General features: G+C 71.1%; 24 protein-coding genes, 2 pseudogenes and 1 riboswitch. Of the genes and pseudogenes, 14 read left to right on the plus strand and 12 right to left on the minus strand.

Annotated elements, in window-relative coordinates; genetic code table 11:
* Positions 1–5: 5 nt before the first annotated feature.
* Positions 6–215 carry a DUF2191 domain-containing protein gene (locus OG928_RS04960; RefSeq protein ID WP_406279793.1) on the minus strand — a complete coding sequence of 70 codons (210 nt, stop codon included), beginning with the start codon at positions 213–215 and terminating at the stop codon, positions 6–8.
* Between the two features lie 256 nt (positions 216–471).
* On the opposite strand from OG928_RS04960, the gene OG928_RS04965 reads away from it, so the two are divergent.
* The 5 genes from OG928_RS04965 (at position 472) to OG928_RS04985 (ending at position 6,396) form a co-directional block, all read left to right on the plus strand.
* Positions 472–1,191: an amino acid ABC transporter ATP-binding protein gene (locus tag OG928_RS04965; protein ID WP_406290792.1), complete on the plus strand. Its 720-nt coding sequence runs from the start codon at positions 472–474 to the stop codon at positions 1,189–1,191.
* A 13-nt stretch (positions 1,192–1,204) separates the two neighbouring features.
* Complete coding sequence (locus OG928_RS04970) at positions 1,205–2,131, plus strand: glutamate ABC transporter substrate-binding protein (RefSeq protein WP_406279796.1); 927 nt, start codon at positions 1,205–1,207, stop codon at positions 2,129–2,131.
* Positions 2,132–2,146: 15 nt separating this feature from the next.
* Positions 2,147–2,791 carry an amino acid ABC transporter permease gene (locus tag OG928_RS04975; protein WP_406279799.1) on the plus strand — a complete coding sequence of 215 codons (645 nt, stop codon included), beginning with the start codon at positions 2,147–2,149 and terminating at the stop codon, positions 2,789–2,791.
* Entirely contained in the window at positions 2,788–3,597 is an 810-nt protein-coding gene (locus OG928_RS04980; protein ID WP_406279802.1) for an amino acid ABC transporter permease, read from the plus strand. Before OG928_RS04975 ends, OG928_RS04980 begins: the two co-directional genes overlap by 4 nt.
* A gap of 177 nt (positions 3,598–3,774) precedes the next feature.
* Positions 3,775–6,396 (plus strand): MXAN_6230/SCO0854 family RING domain-containing protein, encoded by a 2,622-nt coding sequence (locus OG928_RS04985; protein ID WP_406279805.1) that lies wholly within the window; start codon positions 3,775–3,777, stop codon positions 6,394–6,396.
* Positions 6,397–6,474: 78 nt separating this feature from the next.
* Here OG928_RS04985 and OG928_RS04990 read toward each other — a convergent pair whose 3' ends face one another.
* Entirely contained in the window at positions 6,475–7,842 is a 1,368-nt protein-coding gene (locus tag OG928_RS04990; protein ID WP_406279808.1) for a purine-cytosine permease family protein, read from the minus strand.
* Positions 7,839–7,981: riboswitch (TPP riboswitch) on the minus strand. (Overlaps the previous gene by 4 nt.)
* Positions 7,982–8,064: 83 nt before the next feature.
* On the minus strand, positions 8,065–9,234 hold the full coding sequence (locus OG928_RS04995; protein ID WP_406279811.1) for a CHAT domain-containing protein: 1,170 nt from the start codon (positions 9,232–9,234) through the stop codon (positions 8,065–8,067).
* 198 nt (positions 9,235–9,432) lie between these two features.
* Here OG928_RS04995 and OG928_RS05000 point away from each other — a divergent pair, with 198 nt between their 5' ends.
* Entirely contained in the window at positions 9,433–11,031 is a 1,599-nt protein-coding gene (locus OG928_RS05000) for an alpha/beta fold hydrolase (protein ID WP_406279814.1), read from the plus strand.
* A gap of 56 nt (positions 11,032–11,087) precedes the next feature.
* On the opposite strand, the gene OG928_RS05005 is transcribed toward OG928_RS05000, so the two are convergent.
* Complete coding sequence (locus OG928_RS05005) at positions 11,088–11,294, minus strand: DUF397 domain-containing protein (protein ID WP_406279817.1); 207 nt, start codon at positions 11,292–11,294, stop codon at positions 11,088–11,090.
* A gap of 14 nt (positions 11,295–11,308) precedes the next feature.
* Positions 11,309–12,142: pseudogene (locus OG928_RS05010) on the minus strand (DUF5753 domain-containing protein); the annotation flags it as partial.
* A 471-nt stretch (positions 12,143–12,613) separates the two neighbouring features.
* Here OG928_RS05010 and OG928_RS05015 point away from each other — a divergent pair.
* Complete coding sequence (locus OG928_RS05015; protein ID WP_406279820.1) at positions 12,614–13,018, plus strand: hypothetical protein; 405 nt, start codon at positions 12,614–12,616, stop codon at positions 13,016–13,018.
* Complete coding sequence (locus tag OG928_RS05020; protein ID WP_406279823.1) at positions 13,015–13,311, plus strand: hypothetical protein; 297 nt, start codon at positions 13,015–13,017, stop codon at positions 13,309–13,311. Before OG928_RS05015 ends, OG928_RS05020 begins: the two co-directional genes overlap by 4 nt.
* Here OG928_RS05020 and OG928_RS05025 read toward each other — a convergent pair.
* Positions 13,250–13,438 (minus strand): annotated as a pseudogene (locus OG928_RS05025) (helix-turn-helix domain-containing protein); the annotation flags it as partial. The gene OG928_RS05020 and the pseudogene OG928_RS05025 overlap by 62 nt on opposite strands.
* Before the next feature lie 63 nt (positions 13,439–13,501).
* On the opposite strand from OG928_RS05025, the gene OG928_RS05030 reads away from it, so the two are divergent.
* From OG928_RS05030 to OG928_RS05040, 3 genes are all read left to right on the plus strand, one after another.
* A complete protein-coding gene (locus OG928_RS05030; RefSeq protein ID WP_406279825.1) occupies positions 13,502–14,338 on the plus strand; it encodes a helix-turn-helix domain-containing protein in 837 nt (278 codons plus the stop codon).
* A gap of 83 nt (positions 14,339–14,421) precedes the next feature.
* Complete coding sequence (locus OG928_RS05035; protein WP_406279828.1) at positions 14,422–14,889, plus strand: cupin domain-containing protein; 468 nt, start codon at positions 14,422–14,424, stop codon at positions 14,887–14,889.
* On the plus strand, positions 14,886–15,644 hold the full coding sequence (locus OG928_RS05040; protein ID WP_406279831.1) for an SGNH/GDSL hydrolase family protein: 759 nt from the start codon (positions 14,886–14,888) through the stop codon (positions 15,642–15,644). The genes OG928_RS05035 and OG928_RS05040 overlap by 4 nt, the downstream gene beginning before the upstream one ends.
* A gap of 56 nt (positions 15,645–15,700) precedes the next feature.
* On the opposite strand, the gene OG928_RS05045 is transcribed toward OG928_RS05040, so the two are convergent.
* Both OG928_RS05045 and OG928_RS05050 read right to left on the minus strand, forming a co-directional pair.
* The gene (locus OG928_RS05045) at positions 15,701–16,477 is read right to left on the minus strand and encodes an alpha/beta fold hydrolase (protein ID WP_406279833.1); all 777 of its coding nucleotides are present in this window, start codon (positions 16,475–16,477) and stop codon (positions 15,701–15,703) included.
* A gap of 11 nt (positions 16,478–16,488) precedes the next feature.
* Positions 16,489–16,773, minus strand: a complete 285-nt coding sequence (locus OG928_RS05050) for a DUF1905 domain-containing protein (RefSeq protein ID WP_406279836.1) — start codon at positions 16,771–16,773, stop codon at positions 16,489–16,491.
* Between the two features lie 204 nt (positions 16,774–16,977).
* On the opposite strand from OG928_RS05050, the gene OG928_RS05055 reads away from it, so the two are divergent.
* Both OG928_RS05055 and OG928_RS05060 read left to right on the plus strand, forming a co-directional pair.
* Positions 16,978–17,394 carry a PPOX class F420-dependent oxidoreductase gene (locus OG928_RS05055; protein WP_406279839.1) on the plus strand — a complete coding sequence of 139 codons (417 nt, stop codon included), beginning with the start codon at positions 16,978–16,980 and terminating at the stop codon, positions 17,392–17,394.
* Positions 17,395–17,548: 154 nt separating this feature from the next.
* A complete protein-coding gene (locus OG928_RS05060) occupies positions 17,549–17,917 on the plus strand; it encodes a VOC family protein (RefSeq protein ID WP_406279842.1) in 369 nt (122 codons plus the stop codon).
* On the opposite strand, the gene OG928_RS05065 is transcribed toward OG928_RS05060, so the two are convergent.
* From OG928_RS05065 to OG928_RS05080, 4 genes are all read right to left on the minus strand, one after another.
* Entirely contained in the window at positions 17,904–19,049 is a 1,146-nt protein-coding gene (locus tag OG928_RS05065; RefSeq protein ID WP_406279844.1) for an FAD-dependent monooxygenase, read from the minus strand. The two genes, OG928_RS05060 and OG928_RS05065, sit on opposite strands and share 14 nt — an antisense overlap.
* Positions 19,050–19,116: 67 nt before the next feature.
* A complete protein-coding gene (locus OG928_RS05070) occupies positions 19,117–20,559 on the minus strand; it encodes a hypothetical protein (protein WP_406279847.1) in 1,443 nt (480 codons plus the stop codon).
* A 44-nt stretch (positions 20,560–20,603) separates the two neighbouring features.
* Entirely contained in the window at positions 20,604–21,092 is a 489-nt protein-coding gene (locus tag OG928_RS05075) for an ATP-binding protein (protein WP_406279849.1), read from the minus strand.
* Positions 21,089–21,988, minus strand: a complete 900-nt coding sequence (locus OG928_RS05080; RefSeq protein ID WP_406279852.1) for an MEDS domain-containing protein — start codon at positions 21,986–21,988, stop codon at positions 21,089–21,091. The genes OG928_RS05075 and OG928_RS05080 overlap by 4 nt, the downstream gene beginning before the upstream one ends.
* Before the next feature lie 548 nt (positions 21,989–22,536).
* Between OG928_RS05080 and OG928_RS05085 the strand changes: the two genes are divergently transcribed.
* Entirely contained in the window at positions 22,537–24,807 is a 2,271-nt protein-coding gene (locus OG928_RS05085; protein WP_406279855.1) for an SDR family oxidoreductase, read from the plus strand.
* The last annotated feature ends 40 nt before the right edge of the window (positions 24,808–24,847 follow it).

Here is a 24,847-nt window from a genome sequence, read left to right on the forward strand (position 1 = left end):
CGGCCCTACTCGGTGGCCGGGTTGCGCTGTTCGCGCTCCTCGGTGGCGCGCCGGCGGTCGTCGACGGCGTTGCCGGTGAGGGCCTCCGTACGGTGTCCGCGCGCGATGTAGTCGAGGACGATCGCCTCGATCGCGTCCTGGGCGTTGCGTACACCGGACATGACCATGACCTCGATCACGACGTTCGCGTCCAGGCTGATGTTGACCTTGGCCATCGACGACTCCCTCGGCTCGACCCGTCCCGCTGAACAACCCGCCCCCGGCTCACGGCCGACGCGCACGCGATACGCGATCACGCGCGTCACCCGCGCGAGGGGACTCTATCGGCCGTTCGAGGGGTTCCCGGCCGCGCCGCGTCTGAATCGGGCCGACCCGGTGGATGCAATCAAGCATGTGCGCTCGCGCACGGCCCCTGCCTCCGTGCCGAAGGCGAGTCGGATACCTGTGACCTCGGAAGACCCGCTCGTCGTCATGTCGGGCGTGAACAAGCACTTCGGGTCGCTGCACGTGCTTCGCGACATCGACCTGACGGTCGCGAAGAACGAGGTCGTCGTGCTGATCGGGCCCTCGGGATCCGGCAAGTCGACACTGTGCCGCACCATCAACCGGCTGGAGACGATCGACTCCGGTTCGATCACGATCGACGGCCTGCCGCTCCCGGCCGAGGGGCGCGGGCTGGCCCGGCTGCGGTCCGACGTCGGCATGGTGTTCCAGTCATTCAACCTCTTTGCGCACAAGACCGTCCTGGAGAACGTGACGCTCGCGCAGATCAAGGTGCGCAAGCGCAGCAAGGTCGAAGCCGTGACGAAGGCTCGCGAACTCCTGGCCCGGGTCGGGCTCTCGGACCAGGCACCCAAGTACCCCGCGCAGCTCTCCGGCGGCCAGCAGCAGCGGGTGGCGATCGCGCGATCGCTCGCGATGGACCCCAAGATCATGCTGTTCGACGAGCCGACCTCCGCGCTCGACCCGGAGATGATCAACGAGGTCCTGGAGGTCATGCGGACGCTCGCGGTCGAGGGCATGACGATGGTCGTGGTCACCCACGAGATGGGCTTCGCGCGCTCGGCGGCCAACCGCGTCGTGTTCATGTCGGACGGCCAGATCATGGAGTCGCGCACCCCGGGGGACTTCTTCGACCACCCGCAGACCGACCGGGCCAAGGACTTCCTGTCCAAGATCCTCAAGCACTGACGGGGGATCGGACATGCGCGAACCCATCACCACGCGACCCACCCGACCCACTCAAACGGCCCGGGTCCTCGCCGCGCTGCTCGCCGGCCTGCTCCTCGCCGCGTGCGGCAAGTCCGGTACTCCCCCGCCCAAGGGCCCCGAGCCCAAGGACCTGCCCTCGTACCCGGTGGCCACCAACGTCACGCTCGACTCCCCGACGTTCCGCTCGGCCAAGGCACGCGGCCGGTTGATCGTCGGCACCAAGGCCGACCAGCCCTACGTCGCGCAGCAGGATCCGGCGTCCGGCTACTACTCGGGCTTCGACGTCGAGATCGCCAAGATGATGGCCGCGTCGCTCGGCTTCCCGGTGGACCGCATCGAGTTCAAGACCATCACCTCGGCCAACCGGGAGACGTCGTTGCAGAACGGCGAGGTCGACTACTACGTCGGGACGTACACGATCAACGACAACCGCAAGAAGCTCGTCGGCTTCGCCGGGCCGTACTACATGGCCGGCCAGTCGCTCCTGGTGCGCACGGACGAGGACGACATCAACGGCCCCCAGGACCTCGCCGGCAAGAAGGTCTGCTCGGTCTCGGGCTCGACGCCCTACCAGCGACTCGTGAAGGACTACCCCAAGGCCACCGCCGTCGCCTACGACAGCTATTCGGTATGCGTGGACAACCTGATCAGCCTCCAGGTCGACGCGGTCACCACCGACGACACGATCCTGATGGGCTACGCGGCCAAGGTCCCGGATCAGCTCAAGATCGTCGGACAGCCGTTCTCCAAGGAGCCGTACGGGATCGGCGTGCCGCGCGGGGATCAGACGTTCCGGCTCGCGCTCGACGACGCGATCGTCGCGCACGAACAGAACGGCGACTGGAAACGCGCCTACGACGCGACGCTCGGCCTGTCGGGCGTGCCGGCACCCGTGCCGCCGCCCGTGGACCGGTACTAGAGGAAGGCGTCGACCATGGATGTCCTGCTCGACAACTTCGCCCTCTTCCGCAAGGGCTTCGTCGGCACGGTCGAACTGACCCTGGTCTCCTCGGCGATCGCGCTCGCGCTCGGGGTGCTGATGGCCGGGTTTCGGGTCTCGCCGGTACGGCCGTTGCGGGTCCTGGGCGGCGCGTGGGTGACCGTGCTCCGCAACACCCCGCTCACGCTGCTGTTCTTCGCCGTCGTCCTCGGACTGCCGCGCTTCGGCGTGGTGTTGCCGTTCTTCACCCTCGCGGTGCTGACCCTGGGCTGCTACACCTCGGCGTTCATCTGCGAGGCGGTCCGCTCGGGCATCAACACCGTGCCGGTCGGGCAGGGCGAGGCGGCCCGCAGCCTGGGCATGGACTTCAGCCAGACGCTCAACCTGATCGTCCTGCCGCAGGCGGTCCGCGCGGTCATCCCTCCGATCGGCAGCACGCTGATCGCACTCGCCAAGAACACCGCGATCGCGGGCTCGTTCAGCGTGACCGAACTCCTCGGCACGTACCGCCCGCTCAACGAACTCGGCTACGACATCGTCGTGACGTTCATCTGGATCGCCGTCGGCTACCTGATCATCACGCTCTCGATCAGCGCCCTGTTCGGGTTCCTGGAAAAGCGCCTGGAGGTGGCCCGATGAGCACCGAGTCCTCGGCGCTGTACGACGTCCCGGGCCCGAAGGCCCTTGCCAGGCACCGCACCTACGGCTGGATCGTCACCGGGCTCCTCGTCTGCCTGGTGGCGTGGGTCGTGTACAAGCTGATCGACACCGGCCAGTTCGACAGCGACAAGTGGGCCCCGTTCCAGTACGTCGGTGTCCAGGAACTGCTGCTGCGCGGCCTCAGGAACACGCTGGAGGTGTTCGCGTGGGCGGCGGTCCTGTCGCTGCTCTTCGGCGCGTTCTTCGCGGCCGGGCGGCTGTCCGAGCACCGGCTGATCCGCTGGCTCGCGGGCATCGTGGTGGAGTTCTTCCGCGCGATGCCGGTGCTGGTGATGATCTTCTTCATCTTCATCGCGATGAAGGTCGAGCCGCGGCTCGCGCTGATCTCGGGCCTGACCCTGTACAACGGCTCGGTCCTCGCCGAGGTCTTCCGCAGCGGCGTCAACGCGGTCCCCAAGGGCCAGAGCGAGGCGGCGTACGCGCTGGGCATGCGCAAGACCACGGTGATGACCAGCATCCTGATCCCGCAGGCGGTGCGCACGATGCTGCCGACGATCATCAGCCAGCTGGTCGTGACCCTGAAGGACACCTCGCTCGGATACCTGATCTCCTACGAGGAGTTCCTCTACGCCGGCAAGCAGATCGCCACGAACCTCGACTACAGCCTCCCCTTCATCCCGGTCGTCATGGTGATCGCGCCGATCTACATCGGCATGTGCATGCTCCTGTCCGGCCTCGCCCGCTACCTGGAAGGCAGCAAAAGGCGGCGCCAAAAGGGCATCTGACCCACCGTCTGTGCCGGCTCGGGCGAACCGCCGATATTCGCTGGGCACTTCGCTCACGCGGCGGTAGAGTCCCAACCGCGGGGGCGGCTCCGCGGCGTGCTTCCTTCTCACCTCTGACAATGATCAGCGCGCCCACTCTCCGCCCTCGCTTCGGCTTTTTCGGGGGGAGCGCAGTACATGAGTGGCAGCAGCACGCGCGCCGACGACCGCGTGGACACGAGCACCGCCGGCGACGATCTCGACGGGCTGCTCGTCCGTCGGCTCGCGATCGTGTACCTCGACGGGGATCGGGTCGGGCCGGACGACGCCGGGGTGAACGCGGGCGGAATCGCCGCCCTGGAGGCCGACCTCGCGCAGCGCGGGTACGTGCTCACCGCGTCGTTGCGCTCGGCGCTGGTCCTGTTGCGGCCGGCGGACCTGGCGACGCACGGGATGCGGCTGCTCGGGCGAGTGGACGCGCGGCTCGGCAACGACCGCATGCATCAGCCGCTGTTCGCCGGCTTCCCGATGCGCGTGCCGGGCTACGCGCAGGCGCGCTACTCCGAGCGGATCCGCGCGTTCCTGCTCAACCAGCCGAACCAGCCGTGCGCGGTGTGCGGACGAGCCGGCGACATCGGCGCGCTCGCGCCCTGTGCGCACCTGCTGTGCTCGACCTGCGCGCCCGTCGAGGAGCTGCGCGCGTGCCCCGTGTGCGCCGAGCCGGTGCGACCACGCGTTCCGCATCTGAAACCGGTCGGCAGCCCGCACAGGACGTCCTTGGTGCCGCCGGACACCACGCTGCGCCCGCTGCGCCTGGGGGTGGACCGTGACGTCGACGCGCTCGGCGAGCTGCTCGGCCTGCTCGCCCGCCGCACGCCGCTCGGCCCGCAGGACCGGGCCGACCTCGTCCTGCTCGCCGCGCACGCGCCGGCCGACGTCGAGGGGTGGCTGCCCGCCGAGATCCCGATCCGCGAGAGCAAGGCCGTCGTGCTGGCCGGGCTGCTCCCCGACGACCTGCCGGAGGCGCGGCTGGACACCGCGACCGACGTGCTGCGCGTGTTGTGGGCGTGGTCCGGCGTGCACCCCGACCTGGTCACCCCGCCCCGGCTGCGCACGGTGCCGCGCCGGCTGCGCCGGACGCTGCTCGGGGTGCTCGACGGGTTCGCGTTCGAGAACCTGTACGAGGACATACGCCGGCATCGCTCGGCGTGGTTGCGGGTCGGCGAGGCGCTGCACCCGTACGAGTTCATCGGCGCCCACCCGAACGCGGCGCTCGCGTTCGCGGCGTTGCGCGGCACCGACCTGGAGACGCACCGGGCCGGGGCCGCGCTGCTGGTGGCCGCCGAGGCGCACGAGGACGTGATCGAGGTCGTGGCCGGGCGACTCGCGGTCCGCACGTTCGGGTCGCGGGTGGAGACGCTGCTCGCGGCGGGGGACGCGGCCGGTGCGACCGCGCTGCTGTTGCGGCGTCCGGGCGAGCTGGTGCGTCGGTTGCATCACCTGCTGCGGGTCCAGGCCGGGATCGAACCGGCGTTGCCCGCGGGGCTTTCGGCGGGATTGCCGGCCGCGTTGCGCCGGGTCGGGCCGGGTCCGCTGCTCGGTGCGTGGGGGCGGCTTCGGGCCGAACGCGCGGCGGGCGAGCGGCGGGTGTGGTTCCCGCGTGGGAGCGTGGCGGCGGCGTACGCGAAGAACGATGGGGCCGCGCCGGTGCCGGTCGCGCTCAGCGAGCCGGTCCGGGTCCTGATCGAGGCCGAACTGCTGCGCCGGGCAGGCGAGTTGCCGACGCACGACGTCGCCGTCCTGGATGCCGGGCTCGACGACCTGATCGCGCCGTTCGCCGAGCGCTCGACGGCGAAGGCGCTCGTGTCGGTGCCGCGGGGCAGCGCGCAGCCGATCCCCTCCGGCGGCCGGATCCGGCTGTTCCTGCACTGGATGCAGGCCGCCGAGCAGCGGGTCGACCTCGACCTGTCGGTCGCCCTGTACGACGAGGACTGGGGATTCCTCGGCCTGTGCGACTACACGAACCTGGTCTACGGCGCCAACCGCGCGGCCGTGCACTCGGGCGACTTCACCTCGGCGCCCGCACCGCACGGCGCGACCGAGTTCGTCGACCTGGACGCGGCCGGGCTCGCCGCGAACGGCGTCCGGTACGCGATCGTCGTCGTGTTCAGCTACAACGACGTCGCGTTCGACGACCTGCTCGACGCGTTCGCCGGTTTCATGGACCTGGACGCGGTCGGCGGGGCCGGGGCGTTCGACCCGGGCGCGGTGCGGCAGCGCTTCGACCTCGCGGGCGACGCGCGCATCTGCGTACCGCTGACGGTCGACCTCGCCGAACGCACCGCCCAGTGGACCGACGTCAACATGTCCGGCGAGGACGGCTTCCACAACGTCCACCGCCACCAGGACCGGCTCGCCGAACTGGCCCGCGACCTGCGCACCCACTTCGCTCCCGGCGGCCGCGCCACGCTCGGCGACCTGGCCCGGATCATCGCCGCCGCGACCACCGACCGCGTCCTGATCCGAGGCCGCGCCCCCGGCGACGTCACCGAGTACCGCCGCGGCGCCGACGAACCCGCGTCCGCCTTCGCCGCCCGAGTCCGCGACAACCGCGACGGCGCCCCCGCCGACCCCGACCTCACCACCGCCCTGACCACGGACCGAGCGTTCATCGCCCTGGTCCACGGCGACCTCCCGATCCCCACCGAGGCCGGCACCCTCTACCGCCTCTACCCGGGCCCCTCGGACACCGCCCCACCCACCCTGACCCGCTGGTCCGCCCCATCCCTGACCACAGCCTTCGCCCCGAACCCCACCTGAGCGCCGCTGGGGTCCCGCGTACGGGCACGGATTCGGCCGCGTCGGGAGGAGGCCCCCACCGACGCGGCCGGCTCCGCCTCAGCGCGCCGCGACCGCCCGCCGCCGGTCCCACGCGACCGCGAGGTACGCGGTCACGCCTGCGAGCGCGAAAGAGAACAGTGAGGCCGAGGTCCACGTCTGCGCGTGGATGTGCAGCGCGTCCTGGATGTGGCCCCAGAACTTCGCCCACCACTCGACCGAGCCCGGGTTGATCAGCTGGTACATGCAGAACCCGAGCGCCCACGGCACGACCATGACCCACCGCGCCGGCGCGTGGTCGCCCAGGTCCCAGCCGCTCCGGCCGCGCCCGAGGAACAGGTCCACCGCGAGCACGCCCAGCAGCGGGATGAAGATCGAGCCGATCAGCGACAGGAAGCTCGCGTAGGTGTCGAAGTCGTTCACCATCAGCGCGAACGCGGTGACCACCGAGCCCACCCCCAGGCACAGCAGCCGGCGGTCGATCCTCGGCGCGAGGTTCTGGATCGACATCGCGGTGCTGTAGACGTTCGCGAAGCTCTGGTCGACCTCGCGCACGACGAGGACGGCGAAGAACACCCACCCGGCGGTCACGCCCAGGAACGAGTCGAAGATCTTGTCGGGGTCGCCGCCGACCTGCGCGAGCGCGACCAGGCCGAGCAGGTAGCACCAGATGCTGGTGATCGAGAACCCGCTCAGCGCGCCCCAGAAGGCCGGCTTCGTGCCGCGCGAGTGGCGCGTGTAGTCGGACGCGAGCGGCACCCACGACACCGCGACCGCCAGGGCCGCGTCCATCGCCGGGAAGAACCCGGACCACGAGCCCTCGGTCATCGGCGGCAGACCCTCGCGCCACAGCTGGATCGAGAAGTAGAGCATCGCGATGCCCACCGCGATCGTCACGTAGCGGCGCAGGATCCGCAGCATGCCCAGCGGACGCAGGCTCATCGCCGTGGTGACCGCGCCCGCGGCGACGATGTAGAGCCAGTGCGGGCCGTCGCCGTCGGTCATCGCCTCGATGCCGATCGAGATGACCAGCAGCTCGAAGGTGCCCCAGCCGATGCACTGGACGATGTTGAACACCGTCGGCACGTACGAGATCTTCGTGCCGAACAACCCGCGCAGCACCGTCATCGCGGGCGCGCCGCTGCGGGCGCCGGGGATGCCGGCGACGGCGACCATGAGTGTGCCGATCAGCGTGCCGCCGACCGCCGCGACGATCGCGGCGACCATCGACAGCTGCGGGTACCCCTCCGGGGCCAGCACGTACAGGGCGCCGGAGAAGCCGAGCAGGCTCACCCCGAGGTTGGCCCAGAACGACGCCTGGTCGCGGAACCCGAGGGTGCGCGGCGGCGCGGTGTCCAGGATCAGTGGCGCCTCGACCCCGGGCCGGTGCCCTTCGGGGCGTGCGTCGTCTATGACAGGAGCCGACATGGCTCGACCTACTCTCCCTACGCCGGCATTACCCGGACAGGTTCAAGCGGTCGGTGGCCCCGGGGCTCGCGCCGGCTCGACGCCGACACCCCATGCCGCCCTCTCAGCCCGGTTGGTCCGAGCTCCCGCGATGGCGTGGCGAACAGTACGCGGCTCGCGAGTCGTTTGGGAAGGCGGGGTGGGCCGGCTCACGTTCCGGCCCACGCCCCGTCGCGATCGGGCTCACCATCCCGAGTGGATGAAGCCCGCCCACCTCGTCGGGTCGTCCGAGGAGATCGCGCGCGCCTTCGCCGCCAGTTCGGCGGGCATCGCGGCGGGGATCCCGCGCTTGTGGTCGCGCAGCCACAGCTGGGCCATCCGCAGCGCCTGGGCGGGCGGGAGGTCGCGCCGGTTCAGATAGTGATGGGCCATGTACAGGACAAGCCCGGTGGTCGCGTCGTCCACCGGCCACAGGGTGGACACGACCGCGTGGGTGCCGGCCGTCAGGTACTCGGTGCCGCGCCGCCACGCCTCGTCGTGCCCTGCGGCCGGCACGAACGCGACCGGGTCGCCGGCCGTGCGGCCGATCTCGATCGGTCGCCGCGGGCCGAGGTCGCCGAGCCGGCGCCCGGCCACCTCGCACAGCAGTCGCGGCGACGCGCTGTACGAGATCTGCGCGTCCTGGAGCGCGTGCCGGCGTCGGCCGTCGACCTCCCGCCAGGCACCGTGCCACGGCACCATCCCGAACGGTCCGGCCGGAATCAGCACCAGCGACGGCGCCCGCGCGAACGAGCGGGGCAGCGCGTCGAGGATCGGGCCCATCACCGCCGTCCAGGCCCATCCGCACAGCGCGTCGACGGCGGCCGACCAGTTCTCCTGATCACCCGTCACCAGCCGTAGCCCATAGTCGAGTTCGGGCAGATCCAGGACCCGGGTCGAGCCGTCGGCCAGGGTCAGTACAGCCGTCCCGGGGACGAGTTGCACGAGCGCGTCGGTGCCCAGCCGGCGCAGCGCGGTGGCGATCTCGTCGGCACTCGGCGGGTCGAACAGCAGGCCCCACGGCGTACCGCGCGAGCCCGCCCCGATCCGCGCCGCGGCCACGTGCGCGGCGGCCCGGATCCGGTGCGCGTCCACCGGCGCGGCCCGCAGCACCCGCCGAAAGCACAGCCGCGCCTGATCGAACGCCCGGGCGTCTCCGGGATTCGCCGCCGCCGCGTACGCCACGCCCACCGCGTACGCCAATTCCGGCCACCGCTCGTCGGCGCCGTCGAGCACCGCGAGGGCCTCGGTGAGCAACCCGATCGCCTCCGCGAGCAACTCGGCGTCGCCGCCGGCCAGTCCCTCGGCGCACCGCTGCCTACCCCGCTCGCCCCGTTCCAGGGCACGCCGCGTCTCCGCGTCGACGTCAACCATGCTTCCCCCGTCTCGCCGGGACCACGGTACCGGGACGATCGAAAGGTGTTCATCCGGTCACACTGGGCTGCTACCGCCCGCGTTTACCGGCGCGTAACTTACTCGTGAGTCACCCCTCCGGCGCCGCCTGTGGGCGTCGGTTCGCCATGCATTTCGCGTGTCGGGCCATCCCCGACAACGACGTCAGGAGACGCCCTCATGGGTCAGTTCCGCATGCGCCCACGCGCTCGTGCGGTCGCCGTCGTCTCGGCCGCGCTCCTCGCCGGGACCCTCGTCGGTCCGGCCGGCGCGACCACCCAGCAGCACATTCCGGCGGCGGCCGTGCAGACCGCCGCCGGATCCTCCGTCCGCTTCGTCGACATCCCCGGCGACGGCGGCATCCGGCTCGCCGCCAACGTCTTCACCCCCACCGGCGGCGCCGCCGGCACCCGCTACCCGGTCGTGGTCCTGCCCACCAGCTGGGCGATGCCGCAGATCGAATACGTCGTCCCCGCACAGAAGTTGGCCGACAGCGGCTACGTCGTCGTCGGCTACAACTCGCGCGGCTTCTGGCAGTCCGGCGGCGAGATCGAGACGGCCGGCCCGCAGGACATCGCCGACGCGTCCAAGGTGATCGACTGGACACTGGCCAACACCCCGGCCGACCCGGACAAGATCGGGATGGCCGGCGTCTCCTACGGCGCGGGGATCAGCCTGCTCGCATCCGCGTTCGATCCCCGGATCAAGGCCGTCGTCGCGATGAGCGGCTGGGCCGACCTGATCGAGTCCATCTACAGCGGGCGCACCCAACACGCCCAGGCCACCGCGTTCTTGGGTGGCGCCGGATTCCTCACCGGCCGGCCCAGCGCCGAACTCACCGAGATCCTGAAGAACTTCCTCTCCGGCGACCTGGCCAAGGAGGCCGAGATGCTCGCGTGGGGCGCCAAGCGCTCCCCCGCGACCCACCTCGACCGGATCAACGCCAACGGCGCCGCGATCATGCTCGGCAACGCATGGGGCGACTCGCTCTTCGCGCCCAACCAGTACGCCGACTTCTACGAGAAGCTGACCGGTCCCAAGCGGCTCGAATTCCGTCCGGGCGACCACGCGACCGCCGAAGCCGGCGGCCTGCTCGGCCTGCCCAACGACATGTGGGCGGACTCGACGCGCTGGCTCGACCGCTACCTCAAGGGCGCCGACAACGGCATCGACCGCGAGCAGCCGGTGCAGCTCAAGTCCCGTACGGGCGGCGGTTACGAGGGCTACCCGAGCTGGCATGCCGTCCCCTCTTCGACCAAAACCATCCCGCTGACCGACAGCGAGCACGTCTACGCCAACCTCGACTCGGGCGCCAACGGCGGCAGGGTCTTCCTGTCCAGCATCCTCGACCAGTTCCTCCAGATCCCGCCGATGGCCTCGATCCCGTTGCTGCCGCGGGCGTTCGCGGGGGTATGGCAGTCCGAGCGGTACGGCTCCGAGACCAAGGTGCGCGGGACCACCAAGCTGCACACCACGGTCACGGCGACGAAGGAGAGCGGCACGATCTTCGCCTACCTGTACGACGTCGGTCCTCTGGGCGTCGGCAAGTTGGTCACGCACTCGCCGCTGACCTTCCACGGCAAGACCCCGGGCACGGCGTTCCCGGTGGACATCGACCTCTTCGCCACCGCCTACGACGTCCCGGCCGGCCACCGCCTGGCCGTGGTCGTGGACACGGTCGACCCGCTGTACCTCGAACACAACCCGTCCGGCGCCCAGTTGACCTTCTCCTCCCCGACCGGCGACCCGTCCAGGGTGACGGTGCCGGTACGCGGTTAGCCGACGAGTGAGCCGCGCCTCGCCGAAGTGATCTCCGGCGAAGCGCGGCGAACCGGCTACAGCTGCCGCAGGCTCTCTATGAGGGTCACCCAAGCCGGGTGGCGGACGGATATCACTGGGGATCGGGGTACCTTGCTGTCCCGGATGCCCAGGGAAGAGCTGATGACCGCAACTTCGACGCAATCGTCATTTCCGGTGTAACTGGACTTGATCCAACGAGGTTCGCGCTGAACTCGATCGACCTGCAAAGCTCCTGCCTCCATCCGGTGATCATCGCGAGCGACGCCACCTGGGACAGTGCGGTCGAGTGCAGACGATCGAAGACGGTCCCGAACGCGCGCACATCGTCCGCGCTGTCGACCAGCAGCGAGCCCGTGAGTTGTTCCAGCCAGGCAACATACCGACCGCGCTTGGGTTCGAGGATCAGACAGGGGGCGGAAACCGCGAACGGCGCCCCGGTCGGGAGCACCTGGAGGCGGACCTGGGGGTGATCCGAAACAACCTTGACGAGGTGGCCGAGCTGGTCGGCGAGCACCTGTGGGCTCCCGATGAGCTGGTACAGGGCCGGCTCGGCGACGATGAACCATGCAGGATGGTCGGCCGCCAGCAGTCGTTGGGCCCGCTCCATCCGCAGCCGCTGTCGCTCCCGAGCAGCTGCCATGGAAAGAGCCGGGTCATGCATGAGGATGGCGGCGAGCGCGTAGTCCCCGGTCTGTAGCTGACCAGGGATGAACGTCGTCTGGTAGCTGCGCAAGCTCACCGACTCGCGCTCCAGCCGAATCAGCCGGTGGAGCCGTTCCGGTACGTCGTCGAGGATGTCGCGCCAGCCTCGGTCCATGTGGTCGTCGGTCGGCTCGCCCGGCGCGACGAAGCCCAGTGCGGTCAGCGGCCTGCCGAACAGGTCTTCGAGGACCCGTCGGTAGTCGGGGCTCGGGTAGGGCGGCTCCGCGCTCTCCCAGCGCCGGACCTGGCGCACGCTCACCGCCAGGCGCATGCCCATGGCGATGGCGTGTTCCTCGAACGCGTCGGCGAAGCCGGCCTGCGAATGCAGTCCGAGGGTGCGGCGGGCGGTCACCAGCTTGGAGTTGGCTCCGAGCGGTCGTGCGGGCATGGCGTCTCCGGTTGGTCCGTCCCCACGCGCCGGCCCCGGCGTTCGCGTATGCGGGGATCGCAGGGTGGTGAAATCACCTGCACTCACCGTAGCGATTCGGGCACAACGTGCGTAACCAACACGAGAATTCGACGCTGTCTCACATAGCCCCGCGACCGGTCACCGCCGAAGCACCCCGCGCCGCAACGGACATGAGAGAAACGGCGGCTCATCGCCGCTTACCACAACAGCCCGGTGCCCGGTAGTGCTCCATACCCACGACGGTGTCAGAGCGCTCGGAGAGGGTGTTCCAGCAGGGGCCTGGTGTCCCGAGTCTTGGCGCGTGCGGCGGCCCGTCTTGAACGCGCCACGCCGACGCCGTGGTCACGGGCAGGAAAGGGCTGTTCCGAGGTCGGTCGGCCTCGGTCCCGGGCGGGGGCCAGTCCGGCACTCGGCCCGCGCTGTCACGCCGCCCCGTCATACGCTTCCGCCATGAGCGTCTCTCTCTACTACAGCGCGCACCGCACGACACCGCTGACCGAGGCCGAGTTGGCCTCCGTCGCGCGCATCGTCGCCGCGCACATCACGTCGTTTCCGTACGACGACGAGGAAAGCCTGTACGTGTACGACCGGCGTGCGGCCGGGCCGGAGGAGATCGTCGCCGGGTCCACCAAGATGCCGCTCGATCCCGGTCGTCTGATGCCGGTGATCGCCCATGTGCTGGATTCCGTGACGGAGTTGCGCCGGGCCATGCCGGATGCCGAGTGGCGCGTGCACATGGACGACCTCGACGTCCCGTGGGACGAGGCCGAGGGGTACGCCCTGCCCGGGATGCGCGACGCGGACCTGATCGCGGAGCTCGCGGCGGTCCACGACGCGGACGGGGCAGCGGGATGAGGGAGGAGAGGACGGGGAAGGCCGCGGACGCCGTGCCGCCCACGCCGGATCAGTGGCGCCTCATCGAGTTCGGCGAGGCGCTGTACCGCCGCATCGCTGCGGACGCCGACATCGGCCACGTGCTGCTGCCCGAGGACGGTGCGGTGGCTGTCGTGCACCGCGTGCGGGGCGGTGGGACGATCCTCGTGGCGGCCGACCGGTCGGTGCTCTTCTTCGGCTCGGCTCTCGACATCAGTGCCGCCCTGATCGAGTTCCGGGCCGGCCGGCGCACGCCTGTGGAGCTGTTCCAGTAGCGGGAGACGCGGGGCACTGCGAGCCCTTCGAGAAGACCCCGGCCTGGCCGCCCTCACGCCACTGCCGACGCCATCGCTCCACCGACCGCTCGCTCACCCGCAGCGCGGCCGCGATCTCCCGGTGTGTGGATAGGGTTTCGCGGGCCGGGTGGTGATCTTGCTGGGCTCACTGGCTCGTACACTGACGAAAATGGAGGACCGCACGGCTACCGGGATCGGTGCACGTCCGGCGCCCGCCTTGCGACGGTACGTCGACTCGTATGTCGGTTTCGACCTCCGCGGGCTCCCGGCGGGGGTGCACTGCGGCCCGCCGAGCCGCGTGCTCACGGCGGTGATCAGCCTGTCAGACCCTTTGGAGGTGGCGGCGGGCGTTGACGACGGGTCACCGGTCACCCGATTCAGCAGCGTGGCCGGCGGTCTGATGTGCCGGTCCGTCGCGATCCACCACGACGGACGCCAGCAAGGCGTGAAGGTATCGCTGACACCGCTCGGGGCTCGGGCCATCTACGGCGTGCCCGCCGCCGAGCTCGCCCACCGACTGGTCCCACTTGACGAGCTTCTCGGAGCGCTTGGCGTCGAGCTGGTCGACCGGCTCCGAGCGGCAACGACATGGGCGGCGCGGTTCACCGCGCTGGACGAATTGCTCCTCCGAGCTGTCGGCCGTGGCGCCGGCGGCGACCGTGTGCACCGGGTGCGCCCCGAGGTGGCCGAGGCCTGGCGCCGCCTCGTCGCCGCGCGGGGCTGCGTCCAGGTTGGTGCGGTCGCCGCGGAACTCGGCTGGAGCCGTCGGCACCTCACGGAGCGGTTTTGCGGTGAGCTGGGCCTGTTGCCGAAGACCTTCGCCCGAGTTCTGCGCTTCGAGCACGCGCACGAACTGGCGGCGGCGCGGGACCCGCTCCCGTGGGCCGATGTGGCGACCATCTCCGGCTACGCCGACCAGGCCCATCTCGTTCGGGACTGGCGCGAGTTCACGGGCCGATCGCCGACGGCCTGGCGTCGCAGCGAAGTCCTCCTCGGGACCGGGTAGTCGCCAACCGACCGCCCGTCGCGTCGGCTTCTGTTCCCATTTCTTCAAGACCACCCGATCGCTCTCGTATGACGATCGTCGGCATGAGACTCCTCAACCACGAACGCAACGCCATCGACCTGCGGACCACCCCCGTGCACCTCGGGCTGGGATCGAGAGCGAAACCCGTCGAGGGCTTCGCCTGGAACCCGGAGGTGCTCCAGGCCTACAGCGCCGCGGTCGCGGCAGATGGCGCCGAGGGCCGGATGGTGATGATCTTCGACGGCGACGGCCTCGGCGACCATTGGGAGAGCCACCCTGCCGGCGACGAACTGGTCGTGTGCCTCAGCGGGTCGGTGACGGTCACCCGCGACGTGGACGGGGTTCCCGACCGCGTTCTGCTCGGGCCGGGCGAGGCCACCGTCAACCCGGCCGGGGTATGGCACGTGGTCGACATGGCGGGGCCGACGTCCATCCTGACCATCACCGCCGGCGCCGGCACCGACCACCGTCCTCGGACCGACACCCGACCGACCGAACGCGTCGGCACACCCGACCCGGAAGCCCAGTGACAACACGCATCGCGTGCCTCGGCGACAGCCTCACCCGCGCGCAGTTCAGCGTGGACTACCTGACCCTTCTCGAACGACGCCGTCCTCCCGGTGACGTGCAGCTTGCCCGCTTCGGCGCCAACGGCGACTTCGCCTACAACCTCTCGCAGCGCCTCGACGCCGTCGTCGCGAACCCGCCCGACGTGATCACCGTGTTGATCGGGACCAACGACGCCCGAGCGAGCCTTGCCGGCTATCCCGTCGAGCAGGCCATGAAGCGCAAACAGCTCCCCGAGCGCCCGTCAGCCGGCTGGTTCCAACAGTGCCTGGGAACCGTCGTCGAACGGCTGCGAGCGGAGACCGACGCGACGATCGGTCTGCTGTCGCTCCCGGTACTCGGCCAACAACCCGACGGAGCAGCGGCGCAGGCATCGCAGGAGTACAGCCGGATGATCGCCGAGGTCGCCGCCACCAACGAGGTGACCTACCTTCCCCTCCACGAACGCCAGATCGAGGAACTGCGCCAAGCGGATCCGCCGCCGATTCCATACCGGGAGGTGACGCCCGCGGCGGTCGTCGGCGTCCTCGTCCAGCACGCCGTGCTGCGCCGCAGCCTCGACACGATCTCGCGGCGCCGAGGTCTCGTACTCACGACCGACCACATCCACCAGAACAGCCGCGGCGCCACCCTTATCGCCGAGGTCATCGACGCCGGTCTGCTGACCCAGAACGGAGCAGCGCCGGCTCCACGCGGGCCGACCCGCCTCCGCACCTGACCCGCCGCCGACCGAGGTGCGGCACCGCGTGTGCCGGGTCCTGTCGATTGGCCGGCTCAGGAAGCCGTCGGCAGGAATGCCTCGATCATCGGGAGCAGCAGGTCGGCGCGCCGCATGACGCCCATGTGGGTGGTGCCCGGAAGGATCGCCAACTGTGCGTTGGGGATGAGGTCGTGCATGCGCGCGGCGTGTTCCACCCGGACGAAGTCGGTGTCGCCGATCACCAGGAGTGTGGGTGCCGTGATGGAACGCAGCTCGTCCTCGGTCCATTCGGGGAAGCCGTGGGCGAGTGGTTGGAGCTTGGTCAGGGTGGCCTCGAAGTGGGTCGGGTCGGGGGCGACCCGGGAGTAGGCGGCGGCCATCGCCGTGAAGTCGGCTGCGGTGGGCAGCCGCGTGGAGGTCTGCTCGGGAGCGGTGATCTCCGCGTGGTAGCCGTCGTGGCGGTAGTGCGTCGCCGCCAGGACGAGGTGGTCGACGCGCTCCGGGTGGCGTACGGCGGTGCGGAGCGCGACCAGGCCGCCGAGGCTGTAGCCAAGGAAGTCGGCGCGCTCGATGTTCAGGTGGTCGAGGAGGGCGACGACGTCGTCGGAAAAGATCTCCAGGGACAGTTCGCGCTCGGTGTCCGCGGTGTGGCCGTGGCCCTGGAACTCGACCGCGATCACGCGATGGTGCGCGCTGAGCGAGGGAAGCACCGCCGCGAAGCTCAGGTCGATGGTCAGCGCGCCACCGTGCAGCAGGACCAGTGGCGGCCGCTCGTCGTTGCCATGCAGCTCGTAGTACATCTCGATGCCGTTCACCGGGGCGTATCCGACGGTGGCGGCGCCTGTGGTCATCGTGCTCTCCCCTAGTCTTCCAGTCGCTCCTCCAGGCGGATCGTCACCGAGTCGCCCTCGTCCTTGCCGATCGCCCTGCGCACTTCCACCTTCACGGGCAGCATGTGGGTGCCGTCGCCGAGGGACATGAACGAACTGCGGAACGGGTGGCCGTCGATCGTGCCGCGGATCTTGACCAAGCCGCGAGTGCCGAAGAACGCGGTCGACTCGGGCCAGACGAGATACGTCCAGCCACCCTTGGTCGGGTTCTTCCGAAGCGTCGCGATGAAAACCTTGTCCAATACCTTGCCCGACATGGGTGTCGACCTCCGTTTTGCCGGCATTGCGATGTTCTGTAAGTAAGACGGATTCGGCCGGGAAATTCATCGCCGACTCGCCGTGCCGTCGAGATCACCCGGATGGCTTGACATCAAGTTCGCTTCAGGTTCTACGTTCGTATCCGGCGCCCGACTCCGCGGGCGCGCCAACGGGACACGGGACACGGACGGAGCGCAGCGAGCATGACGACGTACACCGAGGTCGAACGCGCGTATCTGGGCGAACAGGCGTTGGGGCGGCTGGCCACCGTCGATCCGGACGGGGTGCCGCAGGTGCGGCCGGTCGGATTCCGGCTGAACGAGGACGGCACGATCGACATCGGCGGACCCAAGCTCAGCGCGAGCCTCAAGTGGCGCAACGCCGAGCGCAACCCCCAGGTGTCCTTCGTCGTCGACGACATGACGCCGGACGAGCCCGGCGCGCACCGTCCCGGCTGGGGACGCGGCGTCGAGATACGCGGGCGGGCCGAGCTGCTGCGCGATCACGAACCGCCGTTCGCGGCCGGGTTCTTCAGCAACGAGGTGCTGCGCATCCATCCCGCGCGGGTGATCGGCTGGAACCTGGAGGGCGAGGGCAACATCGCGCGCGACATCACCTGACGAACCCCGGACCGGGCCTGGCGTGGGTCCGGGCGTGGCACGGCGTGAATCCCGACGTGGGTCCGGGCGTGGGTCCGGGCGTCGGTCCGACACGAGCCCGGCCAGGGCACCCTCGCCGCCGGGTCGTGTCGGCCCCCGTGCCTACCCTGGCCCGATGAGCATTCGTCGTGTCGTACCCAGCGTCTCCGCCACCGAACTCGGCCCGAATCGGGACTTCTACCAGGACTTCCTCGGCTTCGAGCCGGCCATGGACGAGCCCGGGTTCCTGATGTTCCGCTCGCCGATCAACCCGACCGCGCAGGTGATCGTGGTGACCGACGAGTGCGACTGGGACGCGCAGTCGGGTCGCACGGCGATGTCCATCGAGGTCGAGGACGTGGACGCGGCGTACGCCCAGGCACGTGATCGGGGCTACGAGATCGTGTACCCGATCACCAATGAGCCATGGGGGGTGCGCCGGTTCTTCGTGCGCGACCCGAACGGGTACGTGCTCAACATCAACATGCACGTCACCGCGCGCTGATCGAGGCCCCGATCGCGTGGCCGCCGAAGCCGTCGTCGGGGTTTTGCGCGGCCCACCACCGCTCCATCAGGTCGGGCGTCATCGCGGCCCAGTCGGGCGTGTGCTCGACCATCGCGTAGCCCATGCTGCGCGCGACCCGGACCAGGGCCGCGCCGGCCGGGTGCCGCTCGGCCTGATAGCGCGCGAGTACGTCGTCCCACGAACCGCCCGGGCCCGCCGCCCGGCACGCGGCCTCGAAGGCCACCGCGTCCTGGAGCGCCTTGACCGCCCCGCTCGCGACGTGCGGGCGGGCGATCGTCGCGGCGTCGCCGGCCAGCACGGTGCGCCCGCTCGTGTACGCGTCCACGACCAGGTCGTTGATCGGCTGGATCAGGGTGTCCCGCTCGGGGGTACCGGTGACCAGGTCGGCCCAGAAGGGCGGGTAGTACTTGCGGGTCTGGGCGAGCAGGTCCGGTCGTGGGTCGCCGGTCCCGGTGATCGCGGTGTACAGGCCCCACGACATCCGGTCGCCCACGCTGCCGGGGATGCGGTACATGACACCCTGGGCGTTCGGGAGGCAGATCGAGATCAGATGATCGATCGGCTCGTGCTCCCACACGCAGCTCCCACGCCACATCACGTATCCCGAGAACTGGGGTACGGCGGACGGGAACACCGCCTCGCGCACGGCCGAGCCGTAGCCGTCCGCGCCGATCACGACGTCGTAGTGCTCGCGGGTGCCGTCCGGCAGGCAGACCCGACCGGCGTCGTCGACGGTGACGGGGGTGCCGCCGCGATACTCGACCTCGGCCGGGACCCGGCGGCGCAGACCCTGCCACAACTGGCCCCAGTTGTAGACCCGGAACGCGTGGGGCTGATCCCACACCACCCGACCCCGCGGCGAAGTCCCGTCGTCCAGGAACCACTTGCGGTTGGTCACGATTCGCCACGGGGTGGAGTCGTCGATGTAGCCGGCGTCCACCAACTCCGCGTATCGATCGACCTGCAGCGCTATGCCCACGCCCCGATCGGCGAGTTCGCCGGTCGTTCGCTCGTACACGGTGACCTCGTCGGCCCCGCCTCGAACGGCCGCGAGCGCGAACGCGCAGCCCGTGATGCTTCCGCCGATCACGGCGACCCTGCCTCCGGGCACGACTGTCTCCCCTGCTCCGTCCGGGACTTCGCACGGCCGTCCGTACGAGTGTTCGTCCGGGAGGACCCTACGGGATGTCCGCCACGATGCGGTCACGTACGGCGATCAACCGCGTGCGTCGGGTCTCGTCGAAGCCGATCTCGAAGTCGTCTTCCCCTAGGTTCATCGGGATCCTGCGCCGCGACTCGATCAGCGTGTTCAAGTGGGGCAGCGCGCCTGCGGCGTGCCGGCCCATGTCGGCCAGCACCGGCAGCGCGTGGTCGCCGACGTGGGCGTCCCCGGCCACGGCGGCCAGTTCGGTGGTCAGCAGGTCGGCGACCTCGCCGCCGAAGTGCCGCCACAGGACGCCGGCGACCTCGTATTTGCTCACCGATTCGCGCGCGAAGACGCTCTTGGCCTGCCGACCCTGACGTTCCGTCAGCCCGCCCCATGCCATCAGGCCGAGCAGCTTCCGGCCGACCCCGCGCGCCGTCGAGTCCACCGGCTGTTCGGCCAACCACGCGTCGGACTCCGCGCGCCCGTCGGCCGGCCGCCGGGCGGCGAACAGCTCGTCCAGCGTGGGCAGGTTCGGTACAGCCGCCGGCGGCGGGGTGCCGAGTTCGGCCAGGAGTACCCGGCTCGCCGGATCCGCATCGGCGCCCAACGCGTGGGCCGCCGCGCGCCACAGCTCGCCCGAGCGGCGCAGCGCGCACAGGGTCTCGGCCCGCAACGCGCCATCGGTGTCGGTGCCCGTGTCGCATGCGCTCGCCAGCAGCGCCGGCAGCAGCTCGGTGGGGGCCGTCCGCCACAGCCGGATCGCGGCCGTCGCCATGTCCACGCCGACCCGGCGCACCTCGCGGTCGTCGTTGGCGAGCAACAGCCGGACGACGCGGTTGCATTCGTCCTCGTGGTCGTACCATCCGAGCCGCCAAGCCCAGATTGGGCCCACCGGCAGATCCCACGGTGCGCCGTCGCGACCCACCCGGTGCACGGCCACCGGGAGGGCGTCGAGGATCGCCTCGTTCAGCGCGCACAGCCACTGCCACGGCGGATCGTCGCCGAACAGCGCGAGCGCGGCCATGACCCGCACGCCCGGGTCGGGGTCGTCGAGCAACATCGTCGCCACGTCCGCGAACCGGCCGCCGCCGGCGATCAGCGCGTAGGCCCCGACGAGCCGGGTGTCCGCGTCGGCGCTGCCCGGCAGCCGGGCAGCGACCGCCTCGACGTCCGCGACGTACACGAACAACCGCATCGCGGCCGGCCACACCACCGGATCCGGGTCGTCGAGCGCCGCGGCCGCGACATCGACGGCCGCCGGCCAGGTCCGGCCGAACTCCGCGAGGGAGTGCACCAGTTCGAGCGCGCGCACCCGCCCCACGACCGGCCCCGCCGCCGCGACGTCGAGCACCCATCGCGCCTGCGGCCCGTCCCGGTCAGCCCGCACCGCCTCGAAGATCGCCGTCCGCTCCGGCCCCGGGGTCGCCGCGGTGCCCGAGACCACGGCTTGCCTGATCACTCGTTCGTCCGTCATCGCGCCCGACGCTGTCACACCCCGGTGCCGGGGCCAACCGAGATTCAAGGCTGCCGGGCACCATCCGGCTCCGGACCGCGGGACTCGGCGAGGGCGGTCCGGACCGGCATGACGAGAGTCATCGTCATCCGCACCACGACGCCGTCGTCGCCCTCGGCGATCTCGACCTCGTCGCACAGCGCCCGGGCGAGCCACAGGCCCCGTCCCGGGGTCTCGTGCTTGTCGGTCAGCCGGGGAAAGGCCCTTCGGCGCAAACAGGTTCCGTCCTCGCGCGTGGCGTGGATCTCGCAGACGACCCGGCCCACCCGCGGCACGCAGCGCAGCACGGCCGGCTCCGAATCGGCCGTGACCGCGCACGCGGCGATCTCGTGCACCGCCAGGACCAGGCAGTCGGGCCGATCGCCCGCGAGGCCGGCGGTTCGGGCGTGCCGGCGGACGACGGCGCGCACCAGGCACAGGTCCGACGCGCCGAACGGCAGGACCTCCACCGGGCCGCCGCCGACGCGGTTGCGGTCATGGTTCGAGCCGGTCACTGCGCCTCCCCCGCCGGTCGGTCCTCGTCCACGATCAAACCGTCGGCCCCACTCCATCCGAGCAGGTCGACGACCTTGCGCACGGCCGGCCCCGCGGCGCGCAGGACCAGGCGTCTGCCCGGGCCGAGCGCGGTCGCCGCGCGGAACAGGGATTCCATGGCGCTGAGATCGGCGAACTCCAGGGCGGACAGGTCGACGACGAGGTCGCGTTCCGTGTGCGCGGCGGCCGCGCGGTACAGCGCGTCGTCGAGCAGGCCGCGGGTCGCGACGTCCGCCTCGCCGATCAACCGCAGACCCCTGGTCGTGCCGCTGACCTGGAGGCTGGGCGGCCGGTCGCGGCCGGTGCCCGCCACGATCGGATGCAGGCGCTCCTGCTCGTCGATCTGCACCGAACTGAACTCGCGCGGATCGTACAGGCAGATGCCCATCGCGCGTCGACTCGGCAGACCGCCGCCGGCGAGCCGCTCGAACTCGCACAGGTCGGCGTGGGCGACCCCGCCGGCCCGGCCCCACGTCATGTCGCCGCAGATCCGCAGGCCCTGGTAGCCGTCCGAGAGCGCCTGGTCGACGGCGCCGAAGAAGGTCTCCGCCATCGTCTCCGGCGAGAACTCGCCCTCCCACAGCGGGGTTCGGCCGATGTCGACGACCACGAGCGAACCGTCGGCCTCGTGCCGGGCCGGCGGTGTGGGTCCCTCGGACAGCGTGTTCATCAGCCAGGCCCGATCGCGGCGACCGAGCAGGCACATGACCCGGTCCTCGGCGAACAGGCCGTCCCGCACGTAGCTGTGCACGGCCAGGCGCGTGACCGCCTCGTCGGCGGAGACGAAGCAGCAATGGCTGCCGTACTCCATCGCTCCGACCGCGGCCATCGTGGCCCCGGCCTGGGATGTGTCCATCTGCGTCGGCCCCTTGGTCGTGACGAGCGACGGGCAGGGTGGTGGTTCCCCGCCTTGGATTCGGTCCCGGCCCCGGTCCCGGACCCGGGGGCTCGGGCTCGGGCTCGGTTCGGGCTCGGACCCGACCGTAGCCCCAGCGGCCGGTCCAGCCGTGCCGAAACAGTCAAGAAAGCTTCTTTCGGGGGCGGCGGACCGCCGGGCGAGGCAGAATCGGTGACTCGCCGGGCCATACGGCCCGAACCGGGCCGCACGGCCCGAACGCGACCCGGACGCGGGTCGCCGCGCCGTATGTGAATCCGCTCCGATCCCGATCACGAACCCGATGACAAACCCGATCGGGTGATGCCGACACCGGTTGGCCCAATACCGTCAGGGTGACGCTCATTCGGCGACTAGCGTCCTGACGAAACCCACTCGTCCCAGGGAAGACATTGACCACGCATGCCCCGGCGCGGCGCGCCGGCGGGCCGGTATCGCCGCGCGTCCACGCCGTCGACGTGACGCCCCGTCAGGCCACCGAGCAACACCTGCAAGGAGTTGGCTGACCCATGCGCGTCGCCGTCACCGGAGCCACCGGATTTCTCGGTCTCCACCTGCTCCGCGAACTGCTCGACCGACACCGGACGATCACCGTGCTGGCCCACGCCGGCTCGCGCGGCGCGATCGACCGGATCCGGGCCTTCCTGGAGGTCACCGCCGCCCCCGACGAACTGGTCCGCCGACTGCCCGAGCGGCTGCGGGTCGTCGAGACCGAGCTGACCCAACCTCGACTGGGCCTGGCCAAGGCCGACTTCGCGGCGCTGGCCGATTCGATCGACGTGATCTGGCACTGCGCGGGCAACTCCCGGACCGACGCCACCCTGGCGGAACTGCGCGCGACCAACGTCGAGGGCACCCGGCACCTGCTCGAACTGGCGGCCGCGGGTCGGCGCCGGCCGCGGCTGCTGCACATCGGCACGGCGTACGTCGCCGGCTCTCGGCGCGACGGCACGGCGAAAGAGGAACCCCCGGACGATTCGGGGGGTTTCGAGAACGACTACGAGCGGTCCAAGTACGAGGCGGAGGTGCTCGTGCGCGAGTGGGCCGCGCGCCTGGGCCGCTCGGTCATGGTGCTGCGCCCGACCACGCTGGTCTCCGACGTCCCCGGACTGCCCGCAAATCCCTTGCGGTACATGGTCGAACGCGCCGAGGCGACCAGTGGTTGCGCGGCCTTCGGCTGGGCCGCGCGGTTGCCGAACCGGCTGCGGCCGGTGCTGCGGCTGACCGCGGCGGCGGACGGTCGGCTCAACTTCATGCCGGCGCACGAGGCGGCGCAGGTGATGACGCGGCTCGCCGATCTCGCGGGTTCGGGCGGTGTGGACACCTACCACGTGCGGCATCCGCACGACGTCCCGATCGAGGTCGTGCGCGAGGTGCTCGCCGAATTCCTGCCGGTGCGGCTGCGGTTCGTGCCCGAGGCGCCGGCGAAGCCGACGGGGGTCGAGCGGCTCGCGGAGGCGCACGCGGCCTTCCTGCCGTATCTGACGCACCGTCGGGGCTACGACGACTCGGGGGTGCGGGCGCTGCTCGGCGAGCCGCGCTCGACGATCGGCGTGGACCGCGACTACCTCGTGGACTGTGTGCGGCCGGGGCACGGTTCGCGGCGGCACACCGCGCTGGAGGCCGCGTATCTGGACTACGACCGGCCGAACCACGCCAATTCGGTCGAGATCGGCGGCGTGCTGCGCTTTCGCGGACCGGCCCCGACGGTGGAGGATCTGCGGCAGGCGGTGGCCGCGCGGCTGTGGCGGGTCCCGGTGCTGGCGTATCGCACGGACGGCACGCGCCGGATCCGCGGCCCGCTGGACCCGGCCCGGCACGTCCACCTGTATCCGGTTGCTCAGGGGCGTCTCGACACGGCGGTCGACGACGCGATGGCGGATCGGCTGCCGCGGGACCGGCCGCTGTGGGAGGCCCGGCTCGTGCACGGATACGCGCGCGACGAATGGGCGTTCGTGTTCAAGGCGCACCACGCGCTGCTCGACGGCGCTTCGGTGGTCGAGGTGGGCCGGCGGCTGTTCGGGGTCGAGCCGATCGAGGCCGCCGCCGTCGCCCCGACCCCGGCGGTCGCGCCGGGCCTGCGGGCCTACGCGCGGCGCTTCGCGCCGGTGTCCGGGCGGCCGTTCACGACGTCGGGGCTCACCGGTACCCGGCGGATCGCCTGGCTGGAGCTGGATCCGGAGCGGCTGCGCGCGGCCGGTCGGGCGCGGTCGGCCGGGGTGGACGACATGTTCCTCGCCGCCCTCGCGGGCGCGCTTCGGGATTGTCCGGGAGTGCCGTGGCGGCGCGGCGTGCGGCCGGTGTGGGCGCTCATGCCGTCCGCCGTGGGCGGCGGCGCGGAGCCGGGCAATCACGCGCGGCCGGGGCGGGTGCGGCTGCCCTGCGACGAGGCCGATCCCGCGCGGCGGCTGGCGCTCGTGGTCGAGGCGGCCCGGGCGGCCGCGACACTCGGTGGGCCGATCAGCGGCGAGGCGTTGTCGGATGCCGCCGTGCGCTGGGGATTTCGGGCCGCGTTGTCGCCGCGGCACGTCGATCTGGCCGCGGGCGTCGTGCGGTGGCCGCGCCACGCGTACGCGTTCCGCGGCTCGCCGGCGGTGGGCACGGTGCCGTTCGGCGCGGTCCCGCGCGGCCGCCCGTTCGGGGTCTTCCTGGCCACGTTCGAGGACGGGATGTACGTGAGCGCCGTGGTCGACTCGGCGCTGCCGATCGACTTGGCGGAGGATCTGTGCGCGAGTTGGTCGGCGGCCTTGAGCGAGACCGCGGCCGGCACGGACGGGTGAGGGACTTCTTTTTCAGGCGGCTTCGCCGCCGGCTCCCGGA

It is taken from the genome of Embleya sp. NBC_00896, from assembly GCF_045207785.1.
Lineage (GTDB): Bacteria > Actinomycetota > Actinomycetes > Streptomycetales > Streptomycetaceae > Embleya.

What these genes read in the sequence shown, in the direction of transcription:
- OG928_RS04960 (WP_406279793.1), bottom strand. Translation starts at nt 215, where the DNA reads ATGGCCAAGGTCAACATCAGCCTGGACGCGAACGTCGTGATCGAGGTC.
- OG928_RS04965 (WP_406290792.1), top strand. Translation starts at nt 472, where the DNA reads ATGTCGGGCGTGAACAAGCACTTCGGGTCGCTGCACGTGCTTCGCGAC.
- OG928_RS04970 (WP_406279796.1), top strand. Translation starts at nt 1,205, where the DNA reads ATGCGCGAACCCATCACCACGCGACCCACCCGACCCACTCAAACGGCC.
- OG928_RS04975 (WP_406279799.1), top strand. Translation starts at nt 2,147, where the DNA reads ATGGATGTCCTGCTCGACAACTTCGCCCTCTTCCGCAAGGGCTTCGTC.
- OG928_RS04980 (WP_406279802.1), top strand. Translation starts at nt 2,788, where the DNA reads ATGAGCACCGAGTCCTCGGCGCTGTACGACGTCCCGGGCCCGAAGGCC.
- OG928_RS04985 (WP_406279805.1), top strand. Translation starts at nt 3,775, where the DNA reads ATGAGTGGCAGCAGCACGCGCGCCGACGACCGCGTGGACACGAGCACC.
- OG928_RS04990 (WP_406279808.1), bottom strand. Translation starts at nt 7,842, where the DNA reads ATGTCGGCTCCTGTCATAGACGACGCACGCCCCGAAGGGCACCGGCCC.
- OG928_RS04995 (WP_406279811.1), bottom strand. Translation starts at nt 9,234, where the DNA reads ATGGTTGACGTCGACGCGGAGACGCGGCGTGCCCTGGAACGGGGCGAG.
- OG928_RS05000 (WP_406279814.1), top strand. Translation starts at nt 9,433, where the DNA reads ATGGGTCAGTTCCGCATGCGCCCACGCGCTCGTGCGGTCGCCGTCGTC.
- OG928_RS05005 (WP_406279817.1), bottom strand. Translation starts at nt 11,294, where the DNA reads ATGGAGGCAGGAGCTTTGCAGGTCGATCGAGTTCAGCGCGAACCTCGT.
- OG928_RS05015 (WP_406279820.1), top strand. Translation starts at nt 12,614, where the DNA reads ATGAGCGTCTCTCTCTACTACAGCGCGCACCGCACGACACCGCTGACC.
- OG928_RS05020 (WP_406279823.1), top strand. Translation starts at nt 13,015, where the DNA reads ATGAGGGAGGAGAGGACGGGGAAGGCCGCGGACGCCGTGCCGCCCACG.
- OG928_RS05030 (WP_406279825.1), top strand. Translation starts at nt 13,502, where the DNA reads ATGGAGGACCGCACGGCTACCGGGATCGGTGCACGTCCGGCGCCCGCC.
- OG928_RS05035 (WP_406279828.1), top strand. Translation starts at nt 14,422, where the DNA reads ATGAGACTCCTCAACCACGAACGCAACGCCATCGACCTGCGGACCACC.
- OG928_RS05045 (WP_406279833.1), bottom strand. Translation starts at nt 16,477, where the DNA reads ATGACCACAGGCGCCGCCACCGTCGGATACGCCCCGGTGAACGGCATC.
- OG928_RS05050 (WP_406279836.1), bottom strand. Translation starts at nt 16,773, where the DNA reads ATGTCGGGCAAGGTATTGGACAAGGTTTTCATCGCGACGCTTCGGAAG.
- OG928_RS05055 (WP_406279839.1), top strand. Translation starts at nt 16,978, where the DNA reads ATGACGACGTACACCGAGGTCGAACGCGCGTATCTGGGCGAACAGGCG.
- OG928_RS05060 (WP_406279842.1), top strand. Translation starts at nt 17,549, where the DNA reads ATGAGCATTCGTCGTGTCGTACCCAGCGTCTCCGCCACCGAACTCGGC.
- OG928_RS05070 (WP_406279847.1), bottom strand. Translation starts at nt 20,559, where the DNA reads ATGACGGACGAACGAGTGATCAGGCAAGCCGTGGTCTCGGGCACCGCG.
- OG928_RS05080 (WP_406279852.1), bottom strand. Translation starts at nt 21,988, where the DNA reads ATGGACACATCCCAGGCCGGGGCCACGATGGCCGCGGTCGGAGCGATG.
- OG928_RS05085 (WP_406279855.1), top strand. Translation starts at nt 22,537, where the DNA reads ATGCGCGTCGCCGTCACCGGAGCCACCGGATTTCTCGGTCTCCACCTG.